Consider the following 26856-nt stretch of genomic DNA (forward strand, 5'->3'; position numbering starts at 1 on the left):
GGGCGTTAGCCCTTGACGGCGCCCGAGGTCAGGCCTGAGACGATCTGGCGTTGGAAGAGCAGGACCAGCAGGACGACCGGGATCGTGACGATGATCGCGGCCGCCGAGATGGCCCCGGTCGGGGCCTCGAACTGCGAGGCTCCGGTGAAGAAGGCCAGCGCCGCAGGGACGGGGCGGGCCGCCTCGGTGGAGGTCAGCGAGATGCCGTACACGAAGTCGTTCCATGCGATGAAGAAGGCGATGATCGCCGTCGTGAAGACCCCCGGTGCTGCCAGCGGGATGATCGCCTTGCGGAACGCCTGCCACGTGGTCGCCCCGTCCACCTGGGCCGCCTGCTCCAGCTCCCACGGGATCTGCCGGAAGAAGGCGGCGAGGGTCCAGATGGAGATGGGCAGGGTGAGCGAGAGGTACGGGATGATCAGGCCGAGCCAGGTGTCGTAGAGGCCGATGGTGCGCCACAGGTTGAACAGGGGGGTCACGATGGAGATCACGGGGAAGATCGACACGGCCAGTGCCGTGGTCAGGATGACCTTCTTCCCCGGGAAGTCCAGGCGGGCGATCGCGTAGGCGCACAGCGTCGCCAGGACGACGGCGATGAACGTCGCGATCAGGGCGATGCCGACGGAGTTGCGCAGCGACGAGAGGAACAGTTCCTGGGCGTCGCCGACCAGGATCTGCTCGTAGTTGCTCGTCGTCGCCGTCCCCGACGACGGGAGGAACTTGCCGCTCGTGAGGTCGCTCGGTGTCTTGAAGGACGTGGCGAGGATCGACGCGACGGGGAACAGCGCATAGAGCATCACGACGACCGTGATGACTGCCCACAGGACCTTGTGCCTGGTGCTGTTGTTCGTCATTACTTTCCTCCCTGCGATCCGGCGAGATCGACCTTGAACAGCTTGATCGCCACGAAGCAGATCAGCAGGACGCACAGGAACAGGAGGACGGAGACGGCGGAGCCCAACCCGATCTCGAGCCGGCTGATCGATTGCCGGTAGGCGAGCAGCGACAGCACTTCCGTACCGTAGGCGCCGTTGGTCATGATGAACACGTTGTCGAAGATGCGGAACGCATCCAGTGCCCTGAACAGCACCGCGACCATGATCGCGGCCTTCATGTTGGGGATGATGACCTTGCGCATCTGCTCCCACCAGGTGGCGCCGTCGACCTTCGCCGCCTCGGTGAGCTCGTCCGGCACCTGGGCGAGGCCGGCGAGGAGCAGCAGCGAGATGAACGGCGTGGTCTTCCAGATCTCGGAGGCCATGATGACGAACAGGGCCGTGCCGCCCTGGGCGAACCAGTTGAGGTTCTCGTCGATACCGGGCACCCAGTTGAACCAGTTGTTCACATACCCGGAGTTGATGTCGAAGGCGTAGAACCAGGCGAACGCCGAGACCACGGTGATGATGCCGTACGGCACGAGGATCGCCGTGCGCAGGATGCCCCGGACGGACTTCAGGGCCTTGTGCATCACGAGGGCGAGGGCGAAACCGAGCACCAGTTCGACGACGACCGTCACCAGGGTGATGAGCACCGTGGTGCGCAGGGCGGCCCACCAGACCGGGTCCGTGAGGATCACGGCGTAGTTCTCGAAGCCGATGAACGCCCGCTCGTCCGGTGCCGTGAGGCGGAACTGGAAGAGGGAGTCGTAGACGGCCTGCAGGATCGGGTACAGCGTGACCGCAAGCATGATGATGAATGCGGGCCCGGCCAGCATCCAGCCGAGTCGCCGTTCCGCACGCGCCCGGTCGCTGTACTGGACCCGCGGCTTCCTGCCGTTGCCGTTGCCCTTGCCGTTGCCTGCGTCCAGCTTTGGGCCGGGTTCGGAGGATGACGCCGTCGTTGTCTTTGCTGGGATCGCGGAGGTCATAGGAGTTGCTCCCCTCTGAGGACCGAAAGGATGAAGTTGCTCGACCTCTCCGGAGTCGTATCGGGGTCGACGCCTTCGGGCGGCGCCCAGGTCTGCTGGATGCCGGTGGATATTTCGTTGTAGAACGGGGTCTGCGGTCGGGGTGCCGCCAACTGGAGCGAGTCCCGGATGGTCTCCGCCATGGGGAACTGTTCCTCGATGCGAGGGTCCTCATAGGCTTCGGTGTTGGCCGGCGGATTGCCGTTGGTCAGGAAGTACTCCGCCTGGTTCTCCACCGAGACGATGCACTCGATGGCCTCGTACGCGAGTTCGGGGTTGTCGCTCTCCGCGCCGACGCCGAGGTTGATCCCGCCCAGCGGGGGAGCTGCCTCCTCGTCCTCCATCATGCGCGGGTAGATGCCCCAGGCGATATCGTCCAGGACCGCCTGATCGAGGGAGCCCGCCTCGACGGCGGCGACCGTCGCGGGCCAGACGAACGGCCAGTTCACCATGAAGGACCCCGAGTCGCCCTGGAAACCGATGAGGGATTCGTTCTCCGCCTGGGTGGGAAGGCCGGGACCGCCGAGGCCGTCGTTGCCGATCGTGGAGATCACGTCCGCCGCGGCGACGCCGGCTTCGGAGTCGATGGCGAGTTCGATCGTCTCCGCGGTCGCCTCGGGGTCGACGATGATCGATCCGCCGGCCGATTCGATCAGCGCGTTGACCCACACCGTCATCGATTCGGCCTGGGCGCCCTGCACCCCGAGGGTCTTGTCCTGGGTCCGGGCAGCCTCCATGATCTGCTCCCAGGTGACGGGCCCGCTCATGTCGAGTCCCGCGGCCTCGGCGACCGACTTCCGGTACCACAGGATCTGCGTGTTGGCCCAGAACGGGACGGTGACGAGCTCGTCCTTCCAGGTGGCCCCGGCGATGGCCCCCTCCACGACGTTCTCGGTGGCGCCCTCGGCGACCTCGTCCGGCACCGGCGCCAGGAATCCGGGTTCTGCGAGTTCGGGGACGAACGGGGGATCGAGACTCATGATGTCCAGCGAGGTGTCTCCAGCCGCCAGGCGGCGGGCGAGCTGTTCGCGCTGCGACGCGGCATCGTTCGGAAGGAGCGAGGTCTCGATGCGGTAGCGGCCACCGGACTCGTCACTGCACTTCTGGGCGATCGCGGCCTGCCCCCCGGCGTCGGGGTTGATGTACCAGGTCAGGCTGTTGTCGGCCTCCGCGGGGGTGCACCCGCTCATCGCCATCGTGCCGATCACCAGGCCCGCCAGGACGGCGGCCTTCGGACGGCTCTTTCCATTGCGCGTTCTTCGACTGATCGGCATTCGTACCGAGCCTCCACATCCTCGTAGACAGCCCGGCTGACGGTTCGAGCGAATCGACAGCCTAAGCGAGCTTGCTTTCCGACCCTATGCCTTGGGAACGGGATGCGCTAGGCAACCTGTTCGGTGTTACACGACCGGAACGGTGGCTGCGCCGAGGCCGCCGGACATGGTAGGCCGACGACGGGGGGAGGGAGCGGCTCAGGCGGGGACGGCGGTGGTGTCCAGGGCGAACGGCGGGCGCTCGAGGCCCTCCGTGACGGCCTCGGCCGGGTCCGAGCCCCGTTCGACGATCCGATTGTCCGCATCCACGTGGACGACGGTGGGGATGAACGCGCGGGCCTCCTCGGTGCTCATCTGCGCGTAGGCGATCAGGATGACCAGGTCGCCGGGCTGCACGAGGTGCGCCGCGGCGCCGTTGATGCCGATCACCCCGGAACCCCGCACCCCGGCGATCGTGTAGGTCTCGAGCCGGGCGCCGTTCGTGACGTCGACGATCGAGACGAGCTCCCCGGGCAGGATGTCGGCGGCGTCGAGCAGGTCGAGGTCCACGGTGACCGAGCCGACGTAGTGCAGATCGGCGTGCGTGACCGTGGCGCGGTGGATCTTCGAGGCGAACATTGTGCGAATCATCGCCTCAAGGATACTGCCGATCAGGCCGGGAACGGGCAGGCCTCCGAGTGTCCTCGGGCACACGCGGCAGGACGTCAATGCCCTGCCGGGGAAGAAGAGAGCGGGCGACGGGAATCGAACCCGCGTATCGAGCTTGGGAAGCTAGCGCTCTACCATTGAGCTACGCCCGCACGGCAGTTGAAACCGCTCCATCACCTTACAACAATTCTTCCGGCGTGCCGTGCCCACCCTCGGAGGAGGGTTCGGCACCCGGTGCGGGTCGGGCGCCCGGACCCGTCGCAGGCCCGCCCCGGGTGCCGGCGCGGGCCCGGTCGATCAGTTCCCGCCACGGCGCCGCGAGCCGGCTCTCGGGAACGGACACCTCGGTGTAGCCAACGGTGATGCGGTAGGTGAACCGGTCCCGCGAAGGACCCGGCGGGCCCGTGTCGGGCTGCCGCGCGGCCTCCCCCGGACGCGTTTCCGCCGACGCCTCCGCCTCGGCGAGCGGCAGCCAGCGCTCCTCGGCCTCCTCCCGGCTGACCTCCAGGCTCCAGGTCCGCGTCAGTCCGCCGACGCCCCCGGAGCGGGTGATCTCGATCCTCACTGCAGCACACCCACCGCGGCCCAGGCATCGGCGACGGCGGCGGCCTCGCGGCTGCCGGCCCCGAACCGCGCGTTCGCGGCGTCGGCCGTCGCGGCCGCGAACCCCGGGAAGTCGCAGTCCGGTGGGATGCTCCCGCTGAGGACGGCGTCGTACCAGATACGCCCGGCGCCCTCCCAGGCCCGGCCTCCCACGGCCGTGGCAGCGAGATAGAAGGCATGGTTGGGGATCCCGGAGTTGATGTGCACCCCGCCGTTGTCCGACGTCGTCTCGACGTAGTCCGCCATCGTGGCGGGCTGGGGATCCCTGCCCAGCACGTCGTCGTCGTACGCCGTCCCCGGCGCCGCGAGCGACCGCAGGGCGACGCCCTGCACCTCCGCCGTGAACAGGCCCGCGCCCACGAGCCAGGAGGCAGACGCCGCATCCTGCCCGAACTCGCGCTGTTCGACGAGGACGCCGAAGACGTCCGAGAGCGACTCGTTCAGCGCGCCGGACTGCCCCCGGTACTCGAGGTTCGTGGAGTACTGCGTGAAGCCGTGGGCGAGTTCGTGGCTGATGACCGTCAGGGATGCCGTGAACCGGCCGAAGATCTCGCCGTCGCCGTCGCCGAAGACCATGCGCTCGCCGTCCCAGAACGCGTTGTCGTAGCCGGTCCCGTAATGCACCGTGGCGTCGAGGGGCAGGCCCGCGCCGTCGATCGACGAGCGTCCGTACGCCTCGCTGAACAGCCGGTAGGTGGAGCCGAGTCCGTCGTAGGCCTCGTCGGCGGCGGCGTCGCCCGTGGGTGCGGCGCCCTCGCCCCGCACGAGGGTTCCGGGGAGCTCCTCGCGACCCCCGGCGTCCCGGATACGGCGGGTGAGCGTCCCGACGACGGCGGACCGGCGCACGGGCGCCCGGAGCGCCTCGGCGCGGGCGTGCGTCAGCGGGTCCAGTTCCCGGAGGGCGCGGCGTGCCGCCTGGGACGCGACGGCGTGCCGTGCGTCCCGCAGCGAGGCGAGGCGGGTGAGCAGGTGCGGGGGGACGATGCTGCAGGGGGTTCGCGGCATGGGGGCCTCCTTCGGTGGTCCCACGGTAGACCGGCGGGCCGACATTCCTCGCCGTACCGCGCGCACGTAGGCTGGGCGGCATGAGCGTCGAACGGAACACCCGCGATCTGGAGCAGGGGATCGAGCGCGACTTCTCCGACAAGATGAGCTACGGCTCGTACCTGGACCTCGACCGGCTGCTCGACGCCCAGCACCCCGTGAGCTCGCCGGAGCACCACGACGAGATGCTGTTCATCATCCAGCACCAGACCTCCGAGCTGTGGCTGAAGCTCGTGCTCCACGAACTCCGCGCGGTGCGTCTGCACCTGCGGGCCGACGACCTGCGCGCCGCGATGAAGGGCATCGCCCGCATCAAGCACATCCAGCGCTCGCTGACCGAGCAGTGGTCCGTCCTGGCGACCCTCACGCCGTCGGAGTACGCGGAGTTCCGCGGCGACCTCGGGTCCTCCAGCGGCTTCCAGTCCTACCAGTACCGTGCCGTCGAGTTCCTGCTCGGCAACAAGAACGCCGCGATGATCGGGGTGTTCGACGCCGACCCCGCCGCACGCGCCCTGCTCTCCGACCTGCTGGGAACGAGCAGCGTGTACGACGAGTTCATCGCCCTGCTGGCCCGGCGGGGCTACGCCGTCCCGGCGGACCTGCTCGCCCGCGACGTCAGCCTCGCCCACGAGTTCACGCCGGCGCTCGTCGCCGTCTACAAGCAGGTCTACGAGGACGCCGCGGGCCACTGGGACGTCTACGAGGCCTGCGAGGAGCTCGTCGACCTCGAGGACAACTTCCAGCTGTGGCGTTTCCGGCACCTGAAGACCGTCGCGCGGACCATCGGGTTCAAGGCGGGGACGGGTGGCTCGTCCGGCGTCGGCTTCCTGCAGCGCGCCCTCGAACTCACGTTCTTCCCCGAACTCTTCGCCGTCCGCACGGAGATCGGACGCTGATCCGCCGCGGCGGATCGCCCCCGCCGGGCTGGTAACTTTGGACGGTGCTGATCTCCGACCGCGACATCCGAGCAGAACTCGCAGCCCAGCGGATCGTCCTCGAACCGCTCGACCCGGCGATGGTGCAGCCCTCCAGCGTCGACGTCCGCATCGACCGCTACTTCCGGCTCTTCGACAACCACAAGTACGCGCACATCGACCCCGCAGAGGACCAGCCGGAGCTCACGCGCCTGGTCGAGGTGGCGCCCGACGAGCCGTTCATCCTGCACCCCGGAGAGTTCGTCCTCGGCTCCACGTACGAGACGGTCACGCTGCCCGACGACATCGCCGCAAGGCTCGAGGGGAAGTCCTCGCTCGGCCGTCTCGGGCTGCTCACCCATTCGACGGCAGGGTTCATCGACCCCGGCTTCTCGGGCCACGTGACCCTCGAGCTGTCCAACATGGCCACCCTGCCGATCAAGCTGTGGCCGGGCTCCAAGATCGGCCAGCTGTGCTTCTTCCGGCTCACGTCCCCGGCCGAGCATCCCTACGGCTCGGGCGAGTACGGGAACCGCTACCAGGGCCAGCGCGGCCCGACGGCGTCGCGCAGCCACCTGAACTTCCACCGAACCGACATCTGACCGGCTCAGGCCTCCGGCACGACGGCGCGCGTCACCCGCTCCGGCGACCGGACCGGGAGCAGGAGCAGGAGCCCCGCGAGGAGGACCGCGAGGATCCCGACCACGCCGTAGAGCTGTGAGCCGAAGATCCCGATGCACAGCGCGAACAGCGCCGGCGCGAGGAAGCTCACGGCCCGGCCGGTCGTCGCATAGAGGCCGAAGAGTTCCCCCTCGTCGCCGACCGGGGCCAGGCGCGCGAGATAGCCGCGGGAGGACGACTGCGCCGGGCCGACGAAGAGCGTCAGCAGGAGGCCGAAGACCCAGAACGTCGTGTCCGCCGTCCAGTCCATGCCGAAGAAGGAATACGATCCCGTGCCCAGGACGAGGATCGCCGTCCCCGCCACCAGCAGGCCGACCAGGGCGCCGATGATGACCCGCTTCGGCCCGATGCGGTCGTCGAGGAAGCCGCCCACGACCGCCCCGATCGCGGCGATCACGTTCGCCGCGATGGCGAAGACGATGACCATGCTCGTCGAGAAGCCGAAGGTCCCCGCTGCGAGGATCCCGCCGAAGGTGAACACCGCCGCGAGCCCGTCGCGGAAGACGGCGCTGGCCAGCAGGAAGAAGATGGTGTGCGGGCTCTGGCGGTAGATCGCCTTCACACGGCGCAGGAGCAGGCCGTAGGAGGCGAAGAAGGCGACCTGCGCCGCCCTGGCCTTCCGGGGGACCTCCGGCACGGTGACCATCACGGGTAGGGCGAAGGCTGCGAACCACAGCGCCGAGAAGACGGCCACGAGGCGGATGTTCAGTCCGTCCTCGCCCGAGGCACCCGGCCAGTCGACGACGGGCTCGATGAAGACCACGAGGACCACCACGAGGGCCACGATGCCCCCCACGTAGCCCATGGCCCAGCCGAAGCCGCTGACCCGGCCGATCGTCGCCGGCGTCGAGACCTGCGTCAGCATCGCGTTGTAGTTGACGCCCGCGAACTCGAAGAAGATGTTCGCCGCGGCGATGAGCGCGACGCCGACGATCAGCATCTCCGGGCTGGGGAAGACGAAGAAGCACAGCGCCGTCAGGACGGCCACGATCGCGCTGTTCACGCCCAGCCAGAGCTTCCGGCGACCCCCGGTGTCCGACCGCTGCCCGATGACCGGTGCGAGCAGTGCGATGAGCAGGCCCGCGACGGCGAGGCCCCACCCGAGCACCTGCGAGGCGCGGGCCTCGCCCCCGAAGGCATCGGAGGTGAGGTACACCGTGAATACGAAGGTGGTCATTACGGCGTTGAAGGCGGCCGACCCCCAGTCCCACGACGCCCAGGCCATGACCGGCCGGCTGAAGATGCGGCCGGAACCGCGGAGGGGGGTCGGAGCGGGCGCCTCCGCCGGGAGCGGAAGCGGCTCATGGGTACTCATACGGTGAATGCTAGCCCCGCATGATCCCGGTCACGCCGAGGCGCACGGACGCCGTCGGACGGTGCGCGCAGCGGGCAACACTGAAACGTTGAAGCATTTCCCGGGTAGACTGGGAGGAGCCCGACCGACCCCCAGTGGAAGATCGAGACTCGATGCTCACCGTGCTGATCGCGTTGTTCGCGCTCGCACTCGTGGCGCCCTTGCTCTTCGCCCGGTTCGGGCGGTCCGCCTTCTTCGTCCTCGCCGCCGCGCCCGCCGCCGGTTTCGCCTGGCTCCTGACCGTCCTGCCGCAGGTCCTGGCCGCGGACCAGGGGGCGCCGAACGGCAGTCCCGGCGCCCCGCCGTCGCTGACCATCCCCTGGATCCCCAGCCTGCAGGTCGAGCTGTCCTTCCGGCTCGACGCCCTCGCGGCGGTCCTGTGCATCCTGATCCTCGGCGTCGGGGCCCTCGTCCTGTTCTACTGCGCCCGCTACTTCAAGAACGACGATCCCGACGTCGGCGCCTTCGGTGCCCAGCTCCTCGCCTTCGCGGCGTCGATGTTCGGGCTGGTCACCGCCGACGACCTGATCCTCCTGTTCATCTTCTGGGAACTGACCACCATCCTGTCCTACCTGCTGATCGGGTACTCGCGGCAGCGGCTCTCCGCCCGGCGCTCCGCCCTGCAGGCCCTGATCGTGACGACGTTCGGCGGCCTGGCGATGCTCGTGGGCTTGATCATCCTGGGACAGGAGGCCGGGACCTACCGCATCTCCGAGATCATGGCCGACGCCGGCACCCTCGCGGCCGGCGGCCTGCTGATCGACGTCGCGATCGGCCTCGTGCTGGTCGGCGCCATCACGAAGTCCGCGCTCGTCCCCTTCCATTTCTGGCTGCCCGGGGCCATGGCCGCCCCCACCCCCGTCAGCGCCTACCTGCACGCGGCGGCGATGGTCAAGGCCGGCGTCTTCCTCGTGGCGCGGTTCGCCCCGGGGTTCGCGGACACCGCCTTCTGGTACCCGGTCGTCTTCGGGCTCGGGATGGCGACCATGCTGCTCGGGGGCTGGCGTGCGCTGCGCCAGTCCGACCTCAAGCTCGTGCTGGCCTACGGGACGGTGAGCCAGCTCGGATTCCTGATCATGGTGGTGGGGCTCGGCGGACGCGACGGCGCCGTCGCCGGACTCGCCCTGCTGCTGGCGCACGGCTTCTTCAAGGCCACGCTCTTCCTCGTCGTCGGCATCATCGACCACCACTCCGGCACCCGCGACCTGCGGGTCCTGTCCGGGGTGGGTGCCACGTCACCGGCGCTGTTCGCCGTCGCCCTCGTCGCCGCCGCGTCCATGGCCGGGGTGCCGCCGCTCCTGGGGTTCGTAGCGAAGGAATCGGTCCTCGAGGCGTTCGTCCACCGCGCCGAGGACGGGGTCGCCGGCACGCTCCTCCTCGGGGGGATCGTCCTCGGCTCCATCCTGACCTTCGCCTACAGTGCGCGCTTCGTGTGGGGGGCCTTCGCGCTGAAGCACGGTCGGCCGCAGACCCCGTTCAGGCCGGTCCGCACGTCCTTCCTGCTGGCACCCGCCGTGCTCGCGGTCGCCTCCGTGGTGTTCGGGTTCTGGCCGGCGCCGCTGGACGCCGTCGTCCAGCCGTACGCCACGCTGTTCCCGGCCGACGGCGAGGCGTCGTACCTGGCCCTGTGGCACGGTTTCAACCTTCCGCTGCTCCTCACCGCGGTCACCATCGCGGCCGGCACCGGGCTGTACCTGCTGCGCGGGCCGTTCGAACGCGTGCAGGGACGCCTGCCGGCGGTGCGGGAGGCGGAGGTGGTCTACCGCTCGCTGATCGGCGTGCTCGACGACGTCGCCGTATGGATCACGGGGCGCACGCAGCGCGGGTCGCTGTCCTTCTACCTCTTCGTCATCCTGACGACCGCCGTCCTCACCCCGCTCGCCGCCCTCGTCCTGTTCGACGCCCCCATGCCGTCGGACATCAGGATCGCGGAGTCGCCCGCGCAGCTCGTCGCAGCGCTGGTCATCATCGTCGGCATCATCGCCGCGCTGCGGTCCACCAAGCGCTTCATGGCCGTCCTGATGGTCGGGATCACCGGGTACGGCATGGCGGCGATCTTCGCGCTGCACGGGGCTCCCGACCTCGCGCTCACCCAGATGCTCGTCGAGACGATCGTGCTGGTCGCGTTCGTCCTCGCCCTGCGCTCCCTCCCGGCCCGGCTGTGGAACCGCGCGGGGAGCCGGCACCGGATCCTGCGGGCGGGGCTCGGCGTGGCCTTCGGTGGCATCATGGCCGTGATCGCGATGTCGGCCATGGCCTCCCGCACCGCGGCGCCCATCTCCCTCGCCTACCCGGAGATGGCCTACGACGACGGCGGCGGTGCCAACGCCGTCAACGTCCTGCTCGTCGACATCCGCGCGTGGGACACCTTCGGCGAGATCACGGTCCTGGCGATCGCCGCGACCGGGATCGCGAGCCTGATCTTCATCCGCGGGCGCGGTGACACACGGCGCAGGGCCTCCGACGTCGAGGACGGCTCGGTGGACCGGGGGCAGGAGCCGCTGGACGTGGCCGGCCGGGCCGTCGCCGCCCGGGAGCTCGCGGCGCGGTTCACGGACGTCCCGCGCGACCCCTGGCTCGTGGCGGGGCGGACCCTCGCGCCCGAGCGCCGGTCGATCATCTTCGAGGTGATCACCCGCCTGCTCTTCCACACCATCATCGTGCTGTCCATCTACCTGCTGGTCGCCGGCCACAACCTCCCGGGCGGGGGCTTCGCCGGCGGGCTCACCGCCGGGCTCGCGCTCGCCATCCGGTACCTCGCGGGCGGCCGGTTCGAGCTGGCCGAGGCCAGCCCGGTCAGCGCCGGGGCGCTGCTCGGCATCGGGCTCGCGATCGTCTCCCTCACCGCGGCTGCGCCCCTGCTGATCGGCGGTGCGGTCCTGGAGAGCTACATCCTCGAGTTCTCGCTGCCGGTCTTCGGCGACGTGAAGTTCGTGACGTCCACCATCTTCGATATCGGGGTCTACATCATCGTCGTCGGTCTTGTCCTGGACGTCCTGCGGAGCCTGGGCTCCGAGATCGACGAGCACAGCGAGGCGGGGCAGCCCGTCGAGGAGGACCCCGCGTCCGACGCGCTCGTCCCGCCCGTCGCCGAGGGAGCCCAGCCGTGACCGTCGACCTCACGCTCATCGTGCTCATGGCGGCGTTCTTCGCCGCGGGGATCTACCTGCTCCTGGAACGCAGCCTGACCCGCGTGCTGCTCGGCCTGATCCTCCTCGGCAACGGTGCGAACATCCTGATGCTCGCCATGAGCGGGGGCGGCGGCAAGTCGCCGCTCTACGTCGCGGGGACCCCCGCGGAGGACTACGCCGACAGCCTGCCCCAGGCCCTGATCCTGACGGCCATCGTCATCACGTTCGCGGTCACGGCGTTCATGCTCGGCATCATCTACCGGTCGTGGGTCCTGGGCCGCGAGGACGACGTCCAGGACGACCCGGAGGATCGCCGCGTCGCGGACCAGGACAGCTACGACTGGGAGGACGACGCCGACGTCGTCGCGGAGACCTCGGAGTTCTTCGACGACGAGGATCCCGCCCCGCGCAGCGGCGCGACCGCCCACGGCGCGACCCCCGGGGACGGCGCCCGCGGAGGCGTCGACGATCCCGCCGCCACGACGCGCCGACCGGAGGACCACCGGTGATCGCCGCCGACCTGGCCCCGCTCGCGATCGTCCTGCCCTTCCTCGGAGCGGCCGTCACGTTCCTGCTCATCCGCCATTCGCGGGCGCAGCGCGCCGTCAGCATCTCGACCCTCGGCGTGACCCTCATCGTCGAGGTGGTGATGCTGCTCGCCGCGCCCTCCTCGGGAACGCAGGCGGTGCGGCTCGGCGGGTGGGAGCCTCCGTTCGGCATCGTGCTCGTGGTGGACCAGTTCTCCGCCCTGATGCTCGTGGTGTCCTCCGCGATCAGCCTGGCGGTGCTGATCTACGCCGCAGGCCAGGGCATGGCCGACGGCGACGAGGACGGCCCGGTCTCGATCTTCCACCCCACGTACCTCATCCTCGTCGCGGGGGTGTCCAACGCCTTCCTGACGGGTGACCTGTTCAACCTGTATGTCGGCTTCGAGATCCTGCTGACCGCGAGCTACGTCCTCATGACCCTCGGCGGCACCGCCCCGCGGATCCGTGCCGGCGTGACCTACGTCGTCGTCAGCGTGGTGTCCTCGATGCTGTTCCTCATCAGCATCGCGATGATCTACGGCGCGACCGGCACGGTCAACATGGCGGATCTCGCGGTGAAGCTGGAGGCGGTGGACCCGGCGACGCAGATGGTGCTCCACCTCATGCTGCTCGTGGCGTTCGGCATCAAGGCCGCCGTCTTCCCGCTGTCCTTCTGGCTGCCGGACTCGTACCCGACCGCCCCCGCCCCGGTGACCGCCGTCTTCGCCGGGCTGCTGACCAAGGTGGGCGTCTACGCGATGGTCCGGGTCGAGACGCTGCTGTTCCCCGGCGACCGCATCAATTCGCTCCTCATGGTCGTCGCGCTGCTCACCATGGTGGTGGGCATCCTCGGCGCGCTCGTGCAGTCCGACATCAAACGGCTCCTGTCCTTCACCCTCGTCAGCCATATCGGCTACATGATCTTCGGGCTGGCCATCTCCTCGCGGGTCGGCCTCGGCGCCGCGGTCTACTACGTGGCGCACCACATCACCGTGCAGACGAGCCTGTTCCTCGTCACGGGGCTGATCGAGCGCCGGGGCGGGACGGCGAACGTCGACCGCCTCGGGGGACTCGCGAAGCTCTCACCGCTCCTCGGCATCCTGTTCTTCCTGCCCGCCATGAACCTCGCCGGCATCCCTCCGTTCTCAGGCTTCCTCGGCAAGCTCGGCCTCATCCAGGCCGGCGTGGAGCTCGGGACCCCGCTCGCGTACGCGCTGGTCGCCGGGGGAGTGCTGACGAGCCTGCTGACCCTCCTCGTCATGGCGAGGGTCTGGAACCGTGCCTTCTGGCGCAGCCCCGCCGACGCGGAGGACCCGGACCCCATCCTGCTGGCGAGCAAGGCGGACGGCTCGAGCGTGGGCACCTCCCGCCACGTCACGGGGGAGGACACCGGGCGCTTCGCCGGCAAGGACCCCGTGACGCTCCTGCCGCGCACCATGACCGGCCCCACGGTCGGCCTCGTCGCCCTCGGGCTCGCCCTGACCGTCCTCGCCGGGCCGCTGTTCTCGCTGAGCGACGGCGCCGCCCAGGAGATGCTCGACCGCACCCCCTACATCGAGGCCGTCCTCGGGCCGGGAGCGGACGGATGAGCCGCCAGCGCATCCCCCTCATCACCGAACTGCCGCTCGTCATCTGGCTCGTGCTCGTGTGGGGCGCCCTCTGGCAGGACTTCAGCCCCGGCACCCTCGTGTTCGGCGCGATCATCGCCTACGGCGTCGTGAATTTCTTCTACCTGCCGCCGGTCGAACTGACGGGCAGGTTCAACGTGCTGTGGGTCGTCCCGTTCCTCGGACGGTTCCTGTCCCGTCTGGTGGTCGCCAGCGCCGAGGTGTTCTGGCTGGCCCTCACGCGGGGGCCGTCCCTGCGCAGCGCCGTGGTGGCCGTGCAGCTCCGGAGCCGCTCGGACTTCCTCGTCACGGCGACCGGCCACGCCATCTCGCTGATCCCGGGATCCCTCGTCCTGGAGGTCGACCGTTCCACGTCGACCCTCTACCTGCACTGCCTCCACATCCGTTCCGACGAGGACGCCGAGGCCATCCGGCGGGACGTCCGGGCCACCGAGGTCTGGCTCATCAGGATCATGGGCAGCCGCGCGGACCTCGCCGCGCTGAGGGAAGAAGAGGCACGCCGATGACGATCGCCGTCTATGTCACCGGAGGAATACTCGCCGTCGCCGTGCTGCTGGCCCTCTACCGGGCGGTCCGCGGGCCGTCGATCCTCGATCGCGTGCTCGCGCTCGACGTCGTCCTGGCCGTCATCGGTGCGGCCCTCGTCCTGAACATGGTGGTCGGGCGCCACCTCGACAACCTCGTGCTGCTCGTCGTGATCTCGGTCGTCGGGTTCATCGGCTCCGTCACGGTCGCCCGTTTCGTCACGGACAGGAAGTAGCGCCATGGTGAACGACGTGATCGTCTCGATCCTCCTGATCGGTGGCGCCCTGATGTCCCTCGCTGCAGGGATCGGCCTCGTGCGTTTCCCGGATCTGCTCTCCCGCATGCACGCCGCGACCAAGCCCCAGGTCCTCGGACTGCTCCTGTTCCTCCTCGCGCTCGCCGTGGAGTCCGAGAGCTGGCCGCTGGTCCCGCTGCTGGTGCTCTGCTGGATCTTCCAGCTGCTCACCAGCCCCGTGTCGGCGCACATGGTGGGCCGGGCCGGCTACCGCACGCGGCACCTCCGCCGGGACCTCCTCACCCTGGACGAGCTCGACGACGTCGTGGCGCGGGCCGCCGCGGCGGATCCCGGACGGCCCGGCCGGCCGGGCGAGACACGCCCGGACGCCGGCGGCGGCCCGGCCTGACCCGTCCGCGGTCCTGCGCCCGCCGCGACGACCCGCCGGTATGGCACTCCTCCCGACCCGGGCGGGCCAGCAGCGCGGAAATGATAAGCTCGCTGATAATCATGTCCACGGTCGGGAGGAGGCGCCGATGCCGCAGCGCCATGCGGTCGTCATCGAGGATGACGCCGACATCCGCCGGCTGCTCGCCATCGTGCTGTCCGGGCGCCGGTTCACCGTGCACGAGGCGTCCACCGGAGCGGAGGGCCAGCGGCTCGTCGACGCCGTCCGGCCGGACCTCGTCACGCTGGACCTCAATCTGCCCGATGTGGACGGGCTCGACCTCTGCCCCCGGCTCCGGGCGCATTCCGACGCCCACATCCTCACCATCTCCGCGCGGCCGCCGCAGCTCACCGCGGACCAGTGCCTGGCGGCCGGCGCCGACCAGTTCCTGGCGAAGCCCTTCAGCCCGCGCGCGCTCCGCGCCTACCTCGACGACGTCCTCCCCTCCGGGGGCTTCCGCGACGCCGCGTGACGCGACCCCCGCCGGCGTCGCGGGCGACTACCGGGCCCTGACCACCGGCAGCTCGGACCACTTCGTCGTGTAGTGCGGTGAGAGCATGTCCCGCTTCATGGTCCAGTCCGCCCCGCCCTTCAGCCCGGCGTGCCCGAGCCCGATGGCCGACCGTCCGAAGCGCCGCCCCACGTCCTGCAGGAGCGGGCCGGTGTCCCTGAGCGCCGGTCCGTCGGCGGGCAGCAGCGCCTGGGCGCCCGCGGGTCGCAGGTCGGTGACGACGACGCCGGCACGGATGTAGGGCACGCCCTCCTCGATCAGAGGGAGGAGCGTGTCCGCGGCACGCGAGAGTTCGAGGGGATCCGCAGTGTGTGCGGGCAGGGGGGTACAGATGGTGGGCGTGCTCGTCCGGCCCCCAGCGAAGGGTGACGTGGCGGCGAAGGCCGTGATGACCCGTCCCTGCAGGTTCTTCCGGGCCAGGCGGGAGGCGGCGCCCTGCGCGTAGACGCTGAGGGCCTGGTGCATGGCCTCCCGGGTACTCACCGGTGCCCCGAACGACCGGGAGTAGAGGACCTGCTCGGTGCCGGTGGACTCACGTCCGGTGATGCAGGGGGTGCCCTGCAGTTCCAGGACGGTCCGCATCAGGACCACCGAGAAGCGCTTGCGGATGGTCAGGGGGTCCGCGGCGGCGAGGTCCCAGGCCGAGTCGATCCCGAGCGCGCCCAGCCGCTGTGCGTTCCGAGCGCCGACGCCCCAGACCTCCGAGGCCGCGAGCCGCCGGAGCAGGGACCGCCGGTTCTCCTCGGGGACCAGGCCCCAGTGGCACACACCCTCGAACTCCGGATTGCCCTTGGCCCAGCGGTTGGCGAGCTTGGCGAGGGTCTTGGTGGGTGCGATCCCCACGCAGACGGGGAGGCCGACGTGGCGGCGCACGGCGGTCCGGATCTCCGTTCCCGCCCGCCGTTGGGCGGCGGCCGGACCGGCGAGGGTCAGGAAGGCCTCGTCGATGCTGTAGATCTCGAGGTGCCCGGTGTGGCGGCCGAGGAGTTCCATGACGCGGGCGCTCAGGTCGCCGTAGAGCTCGTAGTTGCTCGAGCGCACCTGCAGCCCCCAGGCCGGCGCCTGGCCCGCGATGCGGAACCAGGGTGTGCCCATCGTGATGCCGAGGGCCTTGGCCTCGGGGCTCCGGGTGATCACGCAGCCGTCGTTGTTCGAGAGGACGACGAGGGGCCGGCCTTCGAGCGACGGGTCGAAGGCCCGTTCGGCGGAGACGTAGAAGTTGTTGACGTCGACGAGCGCGATGCTGCGGCCGTGCTCAGACACGGTGCAGGCACCGGGTGGCGACGCCCCAGATCACGAGGGCATCCGGATCGGGCACGGGGAAGGGTTCGTGGCCCGGGCTCGCGGCGACGAGCACCACGCCGGTGGGTGCGATGCGGATCCTCCGGATGACGAGCTCGCCGTCGAGTACGGCGATGACCACCGAGCCGTCGGCCGGCCGGAGGGCGCGGTCGACGATCAGCTCGTCGCCGTCGGAGATCCCGGCGCCGTCCATGGCGTCCCCGGAGACCCGCACGATGTACGTGCTCGTGATGTCCTGGATGAGGTGGCGGTTGAGGTCGATCCGGTCCTCGAACCAGTCCTGCGCGGGAGACGCGTAGCCCGACGGCAGGAGCGAGCCGACCTCCGCCCCGCCGGCCGGCCGACCCAGCGCCGATCCGGCCGCACCGGAACCATCCATCGTCCCGCTCCTTCCCGCCGTCGTCCGCCGACGCGCCATCGACCCGCGGTGGGCGTGCCGTCCGTCGAAGCCTAGACCGTGCCACCGACGCTTCCGCCGACTCCTTCGTTCCCGGCGGCTCCGCCGGGGCGGGCCGTCCGACGGCGGCGCAGGGGACGGGGTGCCCGGCGCGCGGATGGCTCGGCGGGAGACGTGGGGGAACCCTCCCGCGCCGCCCGGAACGGGACGACGGCCCCGGCGGGGAGGGACGCGGCGGCCACGAAGCCGTCCGGCCGCACGAGGTACAGGGTGCCGGGTCGCAGGGGCGTGGACCCGGTGGAGTCGAAGACGTGCAGCGGGAGCCCGAGCTCGAGGGCGGCGGCCTCGGCACGTCGCACCGCAGCATCGTCGGGGGCGTACAGGTGCAGCTGCCAGGACGCGGAGCGCAGCACGTCGAAGTTCTCGCCGGTCCACTGGAGCCGGCGGCCCACGACGGCGTCCCGGCGGGCTCGCCGCCCGGACGCGGAACCCTCCAGCCGGTAGTGGATGCGGATCTGCCCGAGGTAGCCCGCGACGCGACGGCCGATCGGCAGGCGGGGCAGGACGGCGACCGCGACGGGCAGCACCACCCGCGGCACGAAGCGGCGGATCAGGACAGCCCGCCGCGCCTCGGACGTGACCCCGCGGAAGACGGTGTCCGTCGTCTGCAGGAGGCGTACGGCCACGGGCCGGCGCTCGGCCTCGTAGCGGTCGAGAAGTGCCTCGGGTGCCCGGCCGGACACGACGTCGTCGAGCTTGAACGCGAGGTTGTGTGCGTCCTGGAGCCCCGTGTTCATGCCCTGCGCGCCGACCGGGGAGTGGACGTGGGCCGCGTCACCGGCGAGGAGGACCGAACGGTCGCGGAACCGTGCCGCGATCCGGTGGTGGACGCGGTAGGTCGAGAACCAGCGGGAATCCTCGTAGGTGACCCCGAAGACCTCGGCCAGGCGGCGGCGTGCGGAGTCCTCGGTCGTGGACGGGGCGTCGTCATCGCCGGCGATACCGATCAGGCGATGCCCGGTCCTGCCGTCGTCGCCGGGCCGCATGGGGAACGCGAGGAGGAACGAGGTGGCGCCCAGGCGGACGTTGATGGACGCGGGGACCAACCCGCCGACGCCCACGGCGTCCACGAGGAAGAAGCTCTGCCGGCTGGTCGTCCCCTCGAAGGCCGTTCCGCACAGGGACCGGACGGTGGAGGATGCTCCGTCGCAGCCGACGGCGAACTGCGCGCGGATCGTCGAGGAGCCGGCAGGGCCGTCGACGACGACGAGGACACCGCCGTCGGTCTGCTCCAGAGAGGACACCCGGTGCCGCCACCTCACGGATCCACCCAGCGCGCGCAGGTTGTCGCCGAGGAGACGCTCGTTGGCGCTCTGCTCCAGGATGTAGACGCCGGGGTACGGCGTGATCCCCCGGCCGAACCCCGCGAGCGGTACCGCCGCGAAGGAGGCATGCTCGAATCCCTGCCGGATCGACTGCACGCGCACGGCCTCGGCCAGCACGCGATCGACGACCCCGAGCTGGTCGTAGATCTCCATCGAGCGTGAATGCACTCCGAGGGCACGGGACTCCACGGTCGGGCCGTCCTTGCCATCGACCACCGCGATGCGCACCCGCAGCTTCACCAGCCAGTTCGCCAGCGTCAGGCCCGTGGGGCCCGCGCCGATGACGAGGACGTCGACGTCTTCGGGGGCTGCGCTCCCATGGGTCATGCTCGCCTCCCGAGGATGTGTTCAGCGCTCCAGGGCGGTGCAGACGCAGGCGCGGTTGCCCTCGGGATCCGCGAGGACCGTGAACGAGGGCGCCCGGGCGTCGTCGACCACGCGTCCGCCCGCGGCCACGGCGGCGGCGATCCGTGCCTCCGCGGCATCGTGCGGCACCCAGACGTCGAGGTGGAAGCGCTGCCGGGGGGTCTCGTGGGCGTCGGTGTGCTGGAACCAGAGGAGGGGGACGCGCCCGCCCGGGTCCTCGACGTCGTCGCCGTCCACCGCGCCGGCGTCACCGGTCAGCAGGGCCGCCCAGAACGGGCCGAGGGCGGCGACGTCGGCGGTGTCGAGGGCGAGCTCGACGACGGCGGGCGCCGCGGGGTCCGCCGCGACGCCGTGCTCGGCGGCGGCCGCACTGATCCGCCGCGCGAGGTCGACGTCGCGCTCCGTCACGCCGGAGGCGTCGTGGCTGAGGAGCGTGACGTCGACGTGCGGGTAGGTCAGGACGACGTCGGGGTGGTGACCCGCCTCCTCCGCGAGGTCGCCGATCGCCGTGACGAGGGCGAGCCCGGTGGCGAAGTCGCCGGTGAGGAAGCGGGCGTGCAGTGCCTTGGCCAGTTTGCGCCAGTCGGTGAGGCCGGCGTCGAGGACCTGCTGCGTGGTGAGGAGGGTCATGCCGCCAGTATGCGCCGATGGGCGCTCCCGGGAGAAGGACTCCAAGGTTCGGCTGTCATACTGCGGGATGCCCACAATGAAGATCCACCCGGGCTTCGGCATTCTCGCCGCCCGGTTCGACGGCGACCTCAGGAAGCGCCTCCGTGCCGCGGTCCTCGACCCGCAGATCCTCCTCGCGGGCAAGGCCGCCCTCGCCGCGGCGCTCGCCTGGACGATCGCCCTCGCCATCCCCGGGACCCCGGCCGAATACCCGTACTACGCGCCGCTGGGTGCGCTGCTGGCGATCTACCCGACGGTGGCGGGCACCCTCAAGCTCGGCCTGCAGACCGTCGTCGGGCTCACGGTCGGGATCCTCCTCGCGTACGTCGCCGTCTGGGCGGGTGACCCCGACTGGATGACGATCGCCTTCGTCGTCGGGGCGGGTGTGCTGCTCGGCGGTGTGCTCAAGAAGACGGCCGGCGGCGGGTCCGGGATCGCCTCGGCCGGGCTGTTCGTGCTCGTCATCGGCAACGAGAACCTCGGCTATTCGCTGGGGTACCTGGTGCAGACCCTCGTGGGAGTGGGCGTGGGCCTCGCCGTCAGTGCGCTGATCCTGCCCCCGCTGCACCTCAATGACGCGGTGGGGCAGATGAGTGGCCTCCGACGGACCGCGGCACGGGAGCTCCAGGAGATGGGCGAGGCCCTCGAGGAGGACTGGGCCGGGGACGACCCGCGGTGGGCGGAACGCCGCGACGCCCTCACGGCGTCGGTCCGGAACGCCCGGAGCGCCCTCCAGTACGCGACCGAGAGCCGGAAGGGCAACGTCCGGCGGCGCTTCCACCCGCGGGACATGCGCCGCGACTACCGGCACGTCGAGGTCCTGGAGATCGTCGCCTCGCACACGCTGAACATCATGAACATGCTGCAGGACGGGCTCCACGGGACGGCGGTCGAGCACCCCCTTCCCGCCGCGGTCCGCCCGCCCCTGCAGGAGGCGTTCACCGCGACCGGGAACGTGCTGGACCTGTGGACGGTCGACGAGCACAGCACGGACATGGTCCGGGAGGCCGAACGGGCCCTGAAGGTCCTCGAGAAGGCGGCCTACGAGTCCTCGTCCGAGACGGTCCCCTTCGGATCGGCGGCCGCGATCGGCATGAACCTGCACCGCATCCTGCAGGCCGTCAAACCCGAGCTCGGCGGCGACGGGGAGCCCTGACACACGCGGGAGGGGCGCCCCGAAGAGCGCCCCTCCCGCGTCGAGCGCCTCAGGTGAGGTCGCGGGACTTCGAGTAACGCTCGATGGCCTTCTGCGTGGACCGGTTGGTCAGGACCTGGATGGTGGTGCTCACCGCACCGGAGATGATGGCGAACACCAGCGCGGAGCGGAGCGTGTTCTCCAGGCCGTCCTTGCTCTTGGGCGGCGCCTCGCCGGTGATCCTCTCCCACAGGAAGTCGACGAGCTTGGTCCCGACGTAGCCCGCACCGACACTCATGCCCACACCCAGCAGCTTGAACACGACGTTCATGGTTTCTCCTTCTCGTCCGATGGTCTCCCGCCTAGCCTAGCCGGGCCGATCTCCTCTCCGCAGGCGGAGGGCGGGTGTAGGATCGGAGGCGCTCAAGCAACACACGACAGGGGAGCGCCGATCCGCAGCATGCTGCCGGAACGGGCGCTGAGAGTGCGGAATGCCGCAGACCCTCGAACCTGATCCGGCTAGTACCGGCGAAGGGAGTCGAGTTCTCGGGGTGTGCGACCGCCGCGCACCCTCCCCTCCTGCATCCCAGGAGGAATCAGCATGGCATCATCAACGGCCCTGGAGGGCCTCTCCCCCCGCACCAGCCGGTGGCGCGTCGTCGACATCGTGGTGGCCTCGGTCATCGGCGTCGCCGTCGGCGTCCTGTTCTTCGTCTGGTCCGCGGGCTACTCGGGCATCAGCGTGCTCACCGCCGGGTTCCCGCCGCTCGCCGGCCTGTACACGGGCGGGTGGCTCGTCGCCGGCGTGCTGGGCGGGCTGATCATCCGCAAACCGGGCGCCGCGATCTACTGCGAGGTCCTCGCCGCGGCGGTCTCCGCCCTGATCGGCACCCAGTGGGGCGTCGGCGTCCTCATCTCCGGGGCCATCCAGGGGGCGGGAGCCGAACTCGTGTTCCTGCTCTTCCTCTACCGGAAGTGGAACCTGCCGGTCGCCCTCCTCGCGGGCCTCGGCGCGGGGCTGGCGCTCGCGATCAGCGAGAACATCCTCTACAACGCGCTCTGGAGCTTCGAGTTCAAACTCCTGTACACGGTGTTCGCCTCCCTCTCCGGCGTCGTCATCGCGGGCCTGCTCTCCTGGCTGGCCATGCGCGGACTCGCGAGGACGGGCGTGCTGTCCTCGTTCGCCGCCGGCCGCACGGCGGACGTGTGACACCAGCGCAGGCGCCGTCCCCGGGAGCTGCATCCGTCAGCGCCCGGGGATGGGGCTGGCGCCACGCCGGCCGGAAGGCCTTCGCGGCCCGCCACCTCGACCTCGACCTCCGGCCCGGCGACCGCGTGCTGCTCCTCGGCGCGTCCGGGGCGGGCAAGTCCACCGTCCTGCACGGGCTGGCGGGGCTGCTCGGCAGCCAGGACGAGGGCGAGCAGGAGGGCGAGCTGCTGCTCGACGGCGTCCGCCCCGCCGACGCCCGCGGCCGCGCGGGCCTCGTGCTGCAGGACCCCGAGACCCAGGTGGTCCTCGCGCGCGTGGGCGACGAGGTGGCCTTCGCCGCCGAGAACCTCGCCGTCCCGCGGGAGGAGATCTGGCGGCGGGTGCACCGCGCGCTCGACGACGTCGGGCTCGACCTCCCGCTCGACCACCCCACCAGCGCGCTCTCGGGCGGACAGAAGCAGCGCCTCGCCCTCGCCGCGGTGCTCGCCATGGAGCCCGGCCTGCTCCTGCTCGACGAGCCGACCGCGAACCTCGACCCCGACGGCGTGCTGGAAGTGCGCGACGCCGTCGTCCGCGTCCTCGACCGCACGGGCGCCACGCTCGTCGTCGTCGAGCACCGCGTCGCCGTGTGGGCGGACGTCGTGGACCGTGTGATCGTGCTCGACGCCGCCGGGGGCGTGCTCGCCGACGACGCACCGGAAACCGTCCTGGGCCAGGAGGGCACGCGCACACGGCTCGCGGAGGCCGGCGTGTGGACCCCGGACCGGCAGCCGTCCGTCGGAGGGCACGTCCCCGACGGCGGGGGCCCGGTGCTGCTGTCCGCGCAGGGCCTGACGGTCGCCCGGACGAAGCGGGGCCCGGCCGCCGTGGAGGGGCTGGGACTGGACGTCCGCGCCGGGCAGGCGCTGTGCATCACCGGGCCCAACGGCGCCGGGAAGTCCACGGCCGCACTCACGCTCGGCGGCCTGCTGCGCCCCCGCGCGGGGCGTGTCGTGGCGGCCCCCGATCTCGCGGGCGCTGCGGGCGCGGATCCCTTCCGCTGGCGCTCGGCGCAGCTCGTGCAGCGGATCGGGACCGTCTTCCAGGAACCCGAGCACCAGTTCCTCACCCCGAGCGTGGGGGAGGAGCTCGCGTTCGGTCCGCGGACGGTGGGCGGGACGGCGGACCCGCGGCGCATCGCGGAGCTGGCCGAACGGCTGCGCCTCACGCACCTGCTGCGGGCCAACCCGTTCACGCTCTCCGGCGGGGAGAAGCGGCGCCTGTCCGTGGCCACGATGCTCGCCACGGCACCGCGCATCCTGATCCTCGACGAACCGACGTTCGGCCAGGACGCCCTGACCTGGGCCGAACTCGTGACCCTCCTGCGCGAACTGATCGAGGACGGCGTCGCCGTCGTCTCCGTCACCCACGACGCCGACTTCATCGCGGCGCTCGGCGGGGCGACCCTGCACGTCTCCGGCGGGGCCGGGCGCCTGGTGGTCCGGTGAGCGGCGACTACCTGACCCCGGTCCTCACCGGGGTCACGCTGCTGCGCGCCAACCCGGTGTCCAAGCTGTTCGCCGCCGTGGTGATCACGCTCGCGCTCATGGCGAGCATCGACTGGGTCAGCGCCGCGGTGGTCCTCGCCTGCGAGCTCGCCCTGATGCCGCTGCTGGGCATCAGCGTGGTCGGGCTGGTCCGTCGGATCTGGCCCCTGCTGGTGGCCGCCCTGCTCGGCGCGTACGGGACGGCGCTGCTCGCGGAGAAGACGGGCGGCGTGCTGCTCGACGTCGGGCCGGTCCTGTTCACCGAGGGCTCCGTCGCGGCGGGGATCGCGGTCGGGCTGCGCGGACTGGCGCTCGCCCTGCCGGGGATCTTCCTCCTGCTCACCACGGACCCCACGGACCTGGCCGACGCCCTGGCCCAGAAGCTCCGCCTCCCGCACCGCTTCGTCCTCGGGGCGCTGGCGTCGCTGCGCCTCGTGGGACTGCTGGTGGAGCAGTGGGAGATGCTCGGGCTCGCCCGGCACGCCCGGGGGATCGGGTCGGACGGTTCGATCGTCGCCCGGACCCGGAACCTGCTGGGGCAGTCGTTCGGCCTGATCGTGCAGGCCATCCGGCGCGCCACCCGGCTGGCGACGGCCATGGAGGCGCGCGGCTTCGGCGGCGGCACGCGCACGTGGGCGAGGGCGAGCACGTTCACGGGGCTCGACGTCGTCGTGGCCGGCGTCGGCCTGGCCATCGCGGTGGGCGCGACGACGGCGGCGGTCCTCGCCGGGACCTGGAACTTCATCCTGTCCTGACCCCGGCACCGCCTGACCCTGCGCCACGATGTACCGGTTGCGGGGACATCGGCGGCCGATGACGGCGTGTCGGGGCGGACACGCCGTCGAAACGGACGGGTCCGGGTCGGAAGTCCCCGGGGTCGGTACCAGGGCCCGGACGAACGGACCCCGGGCTAGAGCACGTCCGAGAGGAACGACCTCAGGCGGGGCGTCTGCGCGTCGTCGAAGATGGCCGCCGGCGGCCCGGACTCCACCACGACGCCGCCGTCCATGAAGGTCACGGTGTCCGAGACGTTGCGCGAGAAGCCCATCTCGTGGGTGACCACGACCATGGTCATGCCCGCCGTCGCGAGGTCCGCCATGAGCGCCAGGACGCCCTTGACGAGTTCGGGGTCCAGCGCGGAGGTGGCCTCGTCGAAGAACATGACCTCGGGGTCCATGGCCAGCGCGCGGGCGATCGCGACGCGCTGCTGCTGGCCGCCGGAGAGGTTGCCGGGACGGGCGTCGGCCTTGTGCCTGAGGCCCACGAGGTCCAGCTGCGCGAGCGCCTTGTCGCGGGCCTGCTCCGCCGGCATCTTCCGGAGCTTGCGCAGGGCCAGCGAGACGTTGTCCAGCACGGTCTTGTGCGGGAACAGGTTGAACTGCTGGAACACCATGCCGATGCGCCGGCGCAGCTCGTCCGGGTTGTCCTTCAGGACGGACCGGCCGTCCAGCAGGATGTCCCCGCGGTCCGGTTCGATCAGCCGGTTCAGGACGCGCAGGAGGGTCGACTTGCCGGATCCGGAGGGTCCGATGACCGACGCCGTCGTGCCCCGTTCCACGTGCAGGTCGATGCCGCGCAGCACGTGGTTGGAGCCGAAGGACAGGTGCAGGTTCCTGCCCGTCAGGGTGCCCGAGTCGATGGTCTTCACGCCTTTGCTCCTTCGCCGATCGGTGCGGCCAGTTCGTCCGGTTCGGGCTTCTGCTGCTTGCCCACGCGGAGCCGGTTGTCGATGAAGTTGACCAGGTGCGTGAGCGGGATGGTCAGGCACAGGTACAGCACGCCGGCGGCGATGAGCGGTGACAGGTTGCCGGTGTTGCTCGCGGCGTCGTTGCCCACCCGGAAGAGCTCGCGTTCACTGGCGACGAGGCCGATGAAGTAGATGAGCGAGGACTCCTTGATGAGCGAGATGAACTGGTTGACCAGGGCGGGCAGCACGCGCCGCACGCCCTGCGGGATCACGACCAGCTGCATCGACGCGTTGTAGCTGAAGCCGAGGGCACGCGAGGCCTCCAGCTGTCCCTTCTCCACGCTCTGGATCCCGGAGCGGAAGATCTCGCCGATGTAGGCGGACGCGATCAGCGACAGGGCGAGGATGCCCAGCGGGTACGGGCTCGTGCTGCCGGTGATCTCCCGGAGGACCGGGCCGAGCCCGAGGCCGATGAGCAGGATGATCACGACGGCGGGCAGGCCGCGGAAGATGTCCGTGTAGACGCGGGCGATCCACCGCAGCACGCGGTTGCGGGAGATCCCCATGACGGCGAGGATCATGCCGACGACGGTGCCGATGATCCCCGAGGCGAGGGCGAGCAGCAGCGTGTTCGGCAGTCCGACGGTCAGGAGGTCCGGCAGGACGGCCGCCATCGCCTCCCAGTCGAAGAAGGTCCTACCGAGCTGTTCGAGGGCATCCATGCAGGGACCGCTACTTTACGTCCACGGCTTTGCTGCCGGGCTTCCAGTCGGAGGGCATCTCGCGCTCGGGGTACCACTCCTGCGTGAGCTCGGTCCACGTGCCGTCGGCGACGACGGCGTCCAGGCCGGCGTTGAGGGCGTCGATGAGCGGCTGGTTGTCGCTGTTCACGGCGTACGCGGTGAAGTTCTCGGTGTTGATGATGGTCTCGGCGATCGTGGTGTCGTCGCCGTCCTTCACCTGGCCGGTGGCCTGCTGCGACGGGGCCACCCAGGCGTCCACCTGGCCGTTCTTCACGTTCGCGTAGACGGTGTTGTAGTCGGGGAAGCGCACGGGCTCGAGGCCGAGGGTGTTGGAGACGTAGTCGTCCTGGACGGTGCCCTGGACGACGCCGATGCGGGTGCTCTCCGAGAGGGAGTCGAAGCCCGTCACGGAGGAGCCGTTCTTCGTGACGACGGCCATGTAGCCGAAGTCGTAGCCGTTGCTGAAGCCCACGTTCTCGCGGCGCTCGGCGGTGGTGGAGATCGAGGAGGATCCGACGTCGAACTGCTTGTTCTGCACCTGGGCCAGGAGCGCGGAGAAGTCCGTGGACGCGAACTCGACCTCGAGGCCCAGCTTGTCGCCGATGGCGCGCAGCAGTTCGTTGTCGTAGCCGGTGAAGACACCGTCCTCGAGGAAGATGTTCGGCGGGGCGTCGGAGAGCGTGCCGACACGCAGGGTGCCGTCGGTGATGAGGCCGAGCTCGGACGTGTCGATCTCGTCGATCGGCGTCGTGGTGTCGGTCGTGTACTGGTCCAGCGACTGCTGGTCGCTGCCGGCCAGGGCGTCGGTGGCCTCGGTGGGCTCGCTGCTGCCGCTGCCGCAGGAGACGGTCAGGGCGAGGAAGGGGACGGCGAATGCCGCCAGGACCTTGCGGGAGATGTTCATGGTGTCCTTCGGGGTGCCGGGCCGGGGAGGGCGCGGAGAACGGGGATGGTGCGGGGGTGCCGGGTCGCGGCGGGGGACAGGCTGCTGGGTGACACGCTCACTG

Annotated in this window: 28 protein-coding genes, 1 tRNA gene and 1 riboswitch; of the genes, 13 read left to right on the forward strand and 16 right to left on the reverse strand. The window is 70.7% G+C overall.

Annotated features, from left to right (window positions below; translation table 11 throughout):
- Positions 1–5 precede the first annotated feature (5 nt).
- The 7 genes from ACSGDB_RS11590 to ACSGDB_RS11620 all read right to left on the reverse strand — a co-directional run bounded on the left by ACSGDB_RS11590 (position 6) and on the right by ACSGDB_RS11620 (position 5436).
- Entirely contained in the window at positions 6–854 is an 849-nt protein-coding gene (locus tag ACSGDB_RS11590) for a carbohydrate ABC transporter permease (protein WP_394248654.1), read from the reverse strand.
- Positions 854–1867 (reverse strand): carbohydrate ABC transporter permease, encoded by a 1014-nt coding sequence (locus ACSGDB_RS11595; RefSeq protein ID WP_434994885.1) that lies wholly within the window; start codon positions 1865–1867, stop codon positions 854–856. The genes ACSGDB_RS11590 and ACSGDB_RS11595 overlap by 1 nt, the downstream gene beginning before the upstream one ends.
- On the reverse strand, positions 1864–3180 hold the full coding sequence (locus ACSGDB_RS11600) for an extracellular solute-binding protein (RefSeq protein ID WP_434994886.1): 1317 nt from the start codon (positions 3178–3180) through the stop codon (positions 1864–1866). The genes ACSGDB_RS11595 and ACSGDB_RS11600 overlap by 4 nt, the downstream gene beginning before the upstream one ends.
- A gap of 198 nt (positions 3181–3378) precedes the next feature.
- Positions 3379–3810 carry an aspartate 1-decarboxylase gene (panD, locus tag ACSGDB_RS11605; RefSeq protein WP_434994887.1) on the reverse strand — a complete coding sequence of 144 codons (432 nt, stop codon included), beginning with the start codon at positions 3808–3810 and terminating at the stop codon, positions 3379–3381.
- A gap of 99 nt (positions 3811–3909) precedes the next feature.
- Positions 3910–3980 (reverse strand) — tRNA-Gly (locus tag ACSGDB_RS11610).
- Between the two features lie 26 nt (positions 3981–4006).
- Positions 4007–4393 (reverse strand): protealysin inhibitor emfourin, encoded by a 387-nt coding sequence (locus ACSGDB_RS11615; protein WP_434994888.1) that lies wholly within the window; start codon positions 4391–4393, stop codon positions 4007–4009.
- Positions 4390–5436, reverse strand: coding sequence for a M4 family metallopeptidase (locus tag ACSGDB_RS11620; RefSeq protein WP_434994889.1), 1047 nt, complete (start codon positions 5434–5436; stop codon positions 4390–4392). The genes ACSGDB_RS11615 and ACSGDB_RS11620 overlap by 4 nt, the downstream gene beginning before the upstream one ends.
- Positions 5437–5516: 80 nt before the next feature.
- Here ACSGDB_RS11620 and ACSGDB_RS11625 point away from each other — a divergent pair, with 80 nt between their 5' ends.
- Complete coding sequence (locus tag ACSGDB_RS11625) at positions 5517–6371, forward strand: tryptophan 2,3-dioxygenase (protein WP_434994891.1); 855 nt, start codon at positions 5517–5519, stop codon at positions 6369–6371.
- A 44-nt stretch (positions 6372–6415) separates the two neighbouring features.
- Complete coding sequence (dcd, locus tag ACSGDB_RS11630; RefSeq protein WP_434994892.1) at positions 6416–6991, forward strand: dCTP deaminase; 576 nt, start codon at positions 6416–6418, stop codon at positions 6989–6991.
- 5 nt (positions 6992–6996) lie between these two features.
- Here dcd and ACSGDB_RS11635 read toward each other — a convergent pair whose 3' ends face one another.
- A complete protein-coding gene (locus tag ACSGDB_RS11635) occupies positions 6997–8385 on the reverse strand; it encodes an MFS transporter (protein WP_434994893.1) in 1389 nt (462 codons plus the stop codon).
- Positions 8386–8537: 152 nt separating this feature from the next.
- Between ACSGDB_RS11635 and ACSGDB_RS11640 the strand changes: the two genes are divergently transcribed.
- The 7 genes from ACSGDB_RS11640 (at position 8538) to ACSGDB_RS11670 (ending at position 15390) form a co-directional block, all read left to right on the forward strand.
- On the forward strand, positions 8538–11534 hold the full coding sequence (locus tag ACSGDB_RS11640; RefSeq protein ID WP_434995116.1) for a Na+/H+ antiporter subunit A: 2997 nt from the start codon (positions 8538–8540) through the stop codon (positions 11532–11534).
- Positions 11531–12064 (forward strand): Na(+)/H(+) antiporter subunit C, encoded by a 534-nt coding sequence (locus ACSGDB_RS11645; protein WP_434994895.1) that lies wholly within the window; start codon positions 11531–11533, stop codon positions 12062–12064. Before ACSGDB_RS11640 ends, ACSGDB_RS11645 begins: the two co-directional genes overlap by 4 nt.
- Positions 12061–13671, forward strand: a complete 1611-nt coding sequence (locus tag ACSGDB_RS11650) for a Na+/H+ antiporter subunit D (protein WP_434994896.1) — start codon at positions 12061–12063, stop codon at positions 13669–13671. Before ACSGDB_RS11645 ends, ACSGDB_RS11650 begins: the two co-directional genes overlap by 4 nt.
- On the forward strand, positions 13668–14216 hold the full coding sequence (locus ACSGDB_RS11655) for a Na+/H+ antiporter subunit E (protein ID WP_434994898.1): 549 nt from the start codon (positions 13668–13670) through the stop codon (positions 14214–14216). Before ACSGDB_RS11650 ends, ACSGDB_RS11655 begins: the two co-directional genes overlap by 4 nt.
- Positions 14213–14470, forward strand: coding sequence for a monovalent cation/H+ antiporter complex subunit F (locus ACSGDB_RS11660; RefSeq protein ID WP_434994901.1), 258 nt, complete (start codon positions 14213–14215; stop codon positions 14468–14470). Before ACSGDB_RS11655 ends, ACSGDB_RS11660 begins: the two co-directional genes overlap by 4 nt.
- Before the next feature lie 4 nt (positions 14471–14474).
- Positions 14475–14879, forward strand: a complete 405-nt coding sequence (gene mnhG, locus ACSGDB_RS11665) for a monovalent cation/H(+) antiporter subunit G (RefSeq protein ID WP_434994902.1) — start codon at positions 14475–14477, stop codon at positions 14877–14879.
- A 127-nt stretch (positions 14880–15006) separates the two neighbouring features.
- Positions 15007–15390 (forward strand): response regulator transcription factor, encoded by a 384-nt coding sequence (locus tag ACSGDB_RS11670; RefSeq protein ID WP_434994903.1) that lies wholly within the window; start codon positions 15007–15009, stop codon positions 15388–15390.
- Between the two features lie 27 nt (positions 15391–15417).
- Here the strand turns inward: ACSGDB_RS11670 and ACSGDB_RS11675 are convergent, their stop codons facing one another.
- The 4 genes from ACSGDB_RS11675 to ACSGDB_RS11690 all read right to left on the reverse strand — a co-directional run bounded on the left by ACSGDB_RS11675 (position 15418) and on the right by ACSGDB_RS11690 (position 19509).
- Positions 15418–16692: a Y-family DNA polymerase gene (locus ACSGDB_RS11675; protein WP_434994904.1), complete on the reverse strand. Its 1275-nt coding sequence runs from the start codon at positions 16690–16692 to the stop codon at positions 15418–15420.
- The gene (gene umuD, locus ACSGDB_RS11680) at positions 16685–17110 is read right to left on the reverse strand and encodes a translesion error-prone DNA polymerase V autoproteolytic subunit (protein WP_434994905.1); all 426 of its coding nucleotides are present in this window, start codon (positions 17108–17110) and stop codon (positions 16685–16687) included. The genes ACSGDB_RS11675 and umuD overlap by 8 nt, the downstream gene beginning before the upstream one ends.
- A 71-nt stretch (positions 17111–17181) precedes the next feature.
- Positions 17182–18840, reverse strand: a complete 1659-nt coding sequence (locus ACSGDB_RS11685; RefSeq protein WP_434994906.1) for an FAD-dependent monooxygenase — start codon at positions 18838–18840, stop codon at positions 17182–17184.
- Positions 18841–18861: 21 nt separating this feature from the next.
- The gene (locus ACSGDB_RS11690; protein WP_434994907.1) at positions 18862–19509 is read right to left on the reverse strand and encodes a 4a-hydroxytetrahydrobiopterin dehydratase; all 648 of its coding nucleotides are present in this window, start codon (positions 19507–19509) and stop codon (positions 18862–18864) included.
- A 67-nt stretch (positions 19510–19576) separates the two neighbouring features.
- On the opposite strand from ACSGDB_RS11690, the gene ACSGDB_RS11695 reads away from it, so the two are divergent.
- Positions 19577–20704: an FUSC family protein gene (locus tag ACSGDB_RS11695; protein WP_434994908.1), complete on the forward strand. Its 1128-nt coding sequence runs from the start codon at positions 19577–19579 to the stop codon at positions 20702–20704.
- 49 nt (positions 20705–20753) lie between these two features.
- Here ACSGDB_RS11695 and ACSGDB_RS11700 read toward each other — a convergent pair whose 3' ends face one another.
- Entirely contained in the window at positions 20754–21014 is a 261-nt protein-coding gene (locus tag ACSGDB_RS11700; protein WP_434994909.1) for a DUF4235 domain-containing protein, read from the reverse strand.
- Positions 21015–21112: 98 nt separating this feature from the next.
- A riboswitch (TPP riboswitch) is annotated at positions 21113–21237 on the forward strand.
- A 47-nt stretch (positions 21238–21284) separates the two neighbouring features.
- Between ACSGDB_RS11700 and ACSGDB_RS11705 the strand changes: the two genes are divergently transcribed.
- The 3 genes from ACSGDB_RS11705 to ACSGDB_RS11715 are packed head-to-tail and all read left to right on the forward strand — an operon-like array spanning position 21285 to position 24174.
- A complete protein-coding gene (locus ACSGDB_RS11705) occupies positions 21285–21893 on the forward strand; it encodes an ECF transporter S component (RefSeq protein WP_434994910.1) in 609 nt (202 codons plus the stop codon).
- Positions 21890–23380 carry an ABC transporter ATP-binding protein gene (locus ACSGDB_RS11710; protein WP_434994911.1) on the forward strand — a complete coding sequence of 497 codons (1491 nt, stop codon included), beginning with the start codon at positions 21890–21892 and terminating at the stop codon, positions 23378–23380. Before ACSGDB_RS11705 ends, ACSGDB_RS11710 begins: the two co-directional genes overlap by 4 nt.
- Positions 23377–24174 (forward strand): energy-coupling factor transporter transmembrane component T family protein, encoded by a 798-nt coding sequence (locus tag ACSGDB_RS11715; RefSeq protein WP_434994912.1) that lies wholly within the window; start codon positions 23377–23379, stop codon positions 24172–24174. The genes ACSGDB_RS11710 and ACSGDB_RS11715 overlap by 4 nt, the downstream gene beginning before the upstream one ends.
- 155 nt (positions 24175–24329) lie before the next feature.
- Here the strand turns inward: ACSGDB_RS11715 and ACSGDB_RS11720 are convergent, their stop codons facing one another.
- The 3 genes from ACSGDB_RS11720 to ACSGDB_RS11730 are packed head-to-tail and all read right to left on the reverse strand — an operon-like array spanning position 24330 to position 26753.
- Positions 24330–25067, reverse strand: coding sequence for an amino acid ABC transporter ATP-binding protein (locus ACSGDB_RS11720; RefSeq protein ID WP_434994913.1), 738 nt, complete (start codon positions 25065–25067; stop codon positions 24330–24332).
- On the reverse strand, positions 25064–25828 hold the full coding sequence (locus ACSGDB_RS11725; RefSeq protein WP_434994915.1) for an amino acid ABC transporter permease: 765 nt from the start codon (positions 25826–25828) through the stop codon (positions 25064–25066). The genes ACSGDB_RS11720 and ACSGDB_RS11725 overlap by 4 nt, the downstream gene beginning before the upstream one ends.
- Positions 25829–25838: 10 nt before the next feature.
- Positions 25839–26753, reverse strand: coding sequence for an ABC transporter substrate-binding protein (locus ACSGDB_RS11730; RefSeq protein ID WP_434994916.1), 915 nt, complete (start codon positions 26751–26753; stop codon positions 25839–25841).
- Positions 26754–26856 lie beyond the last annotated feature (103 nt).

The sequence above is a fragment of the Arthrobacter sp. Ld5 genome, assembly GCF_051172775.1.
GTDB lineage: Bacteria > Actinomycetota > Actinomycetes > Actinomycetales > Micrococcaceae > Arthrobacter_D.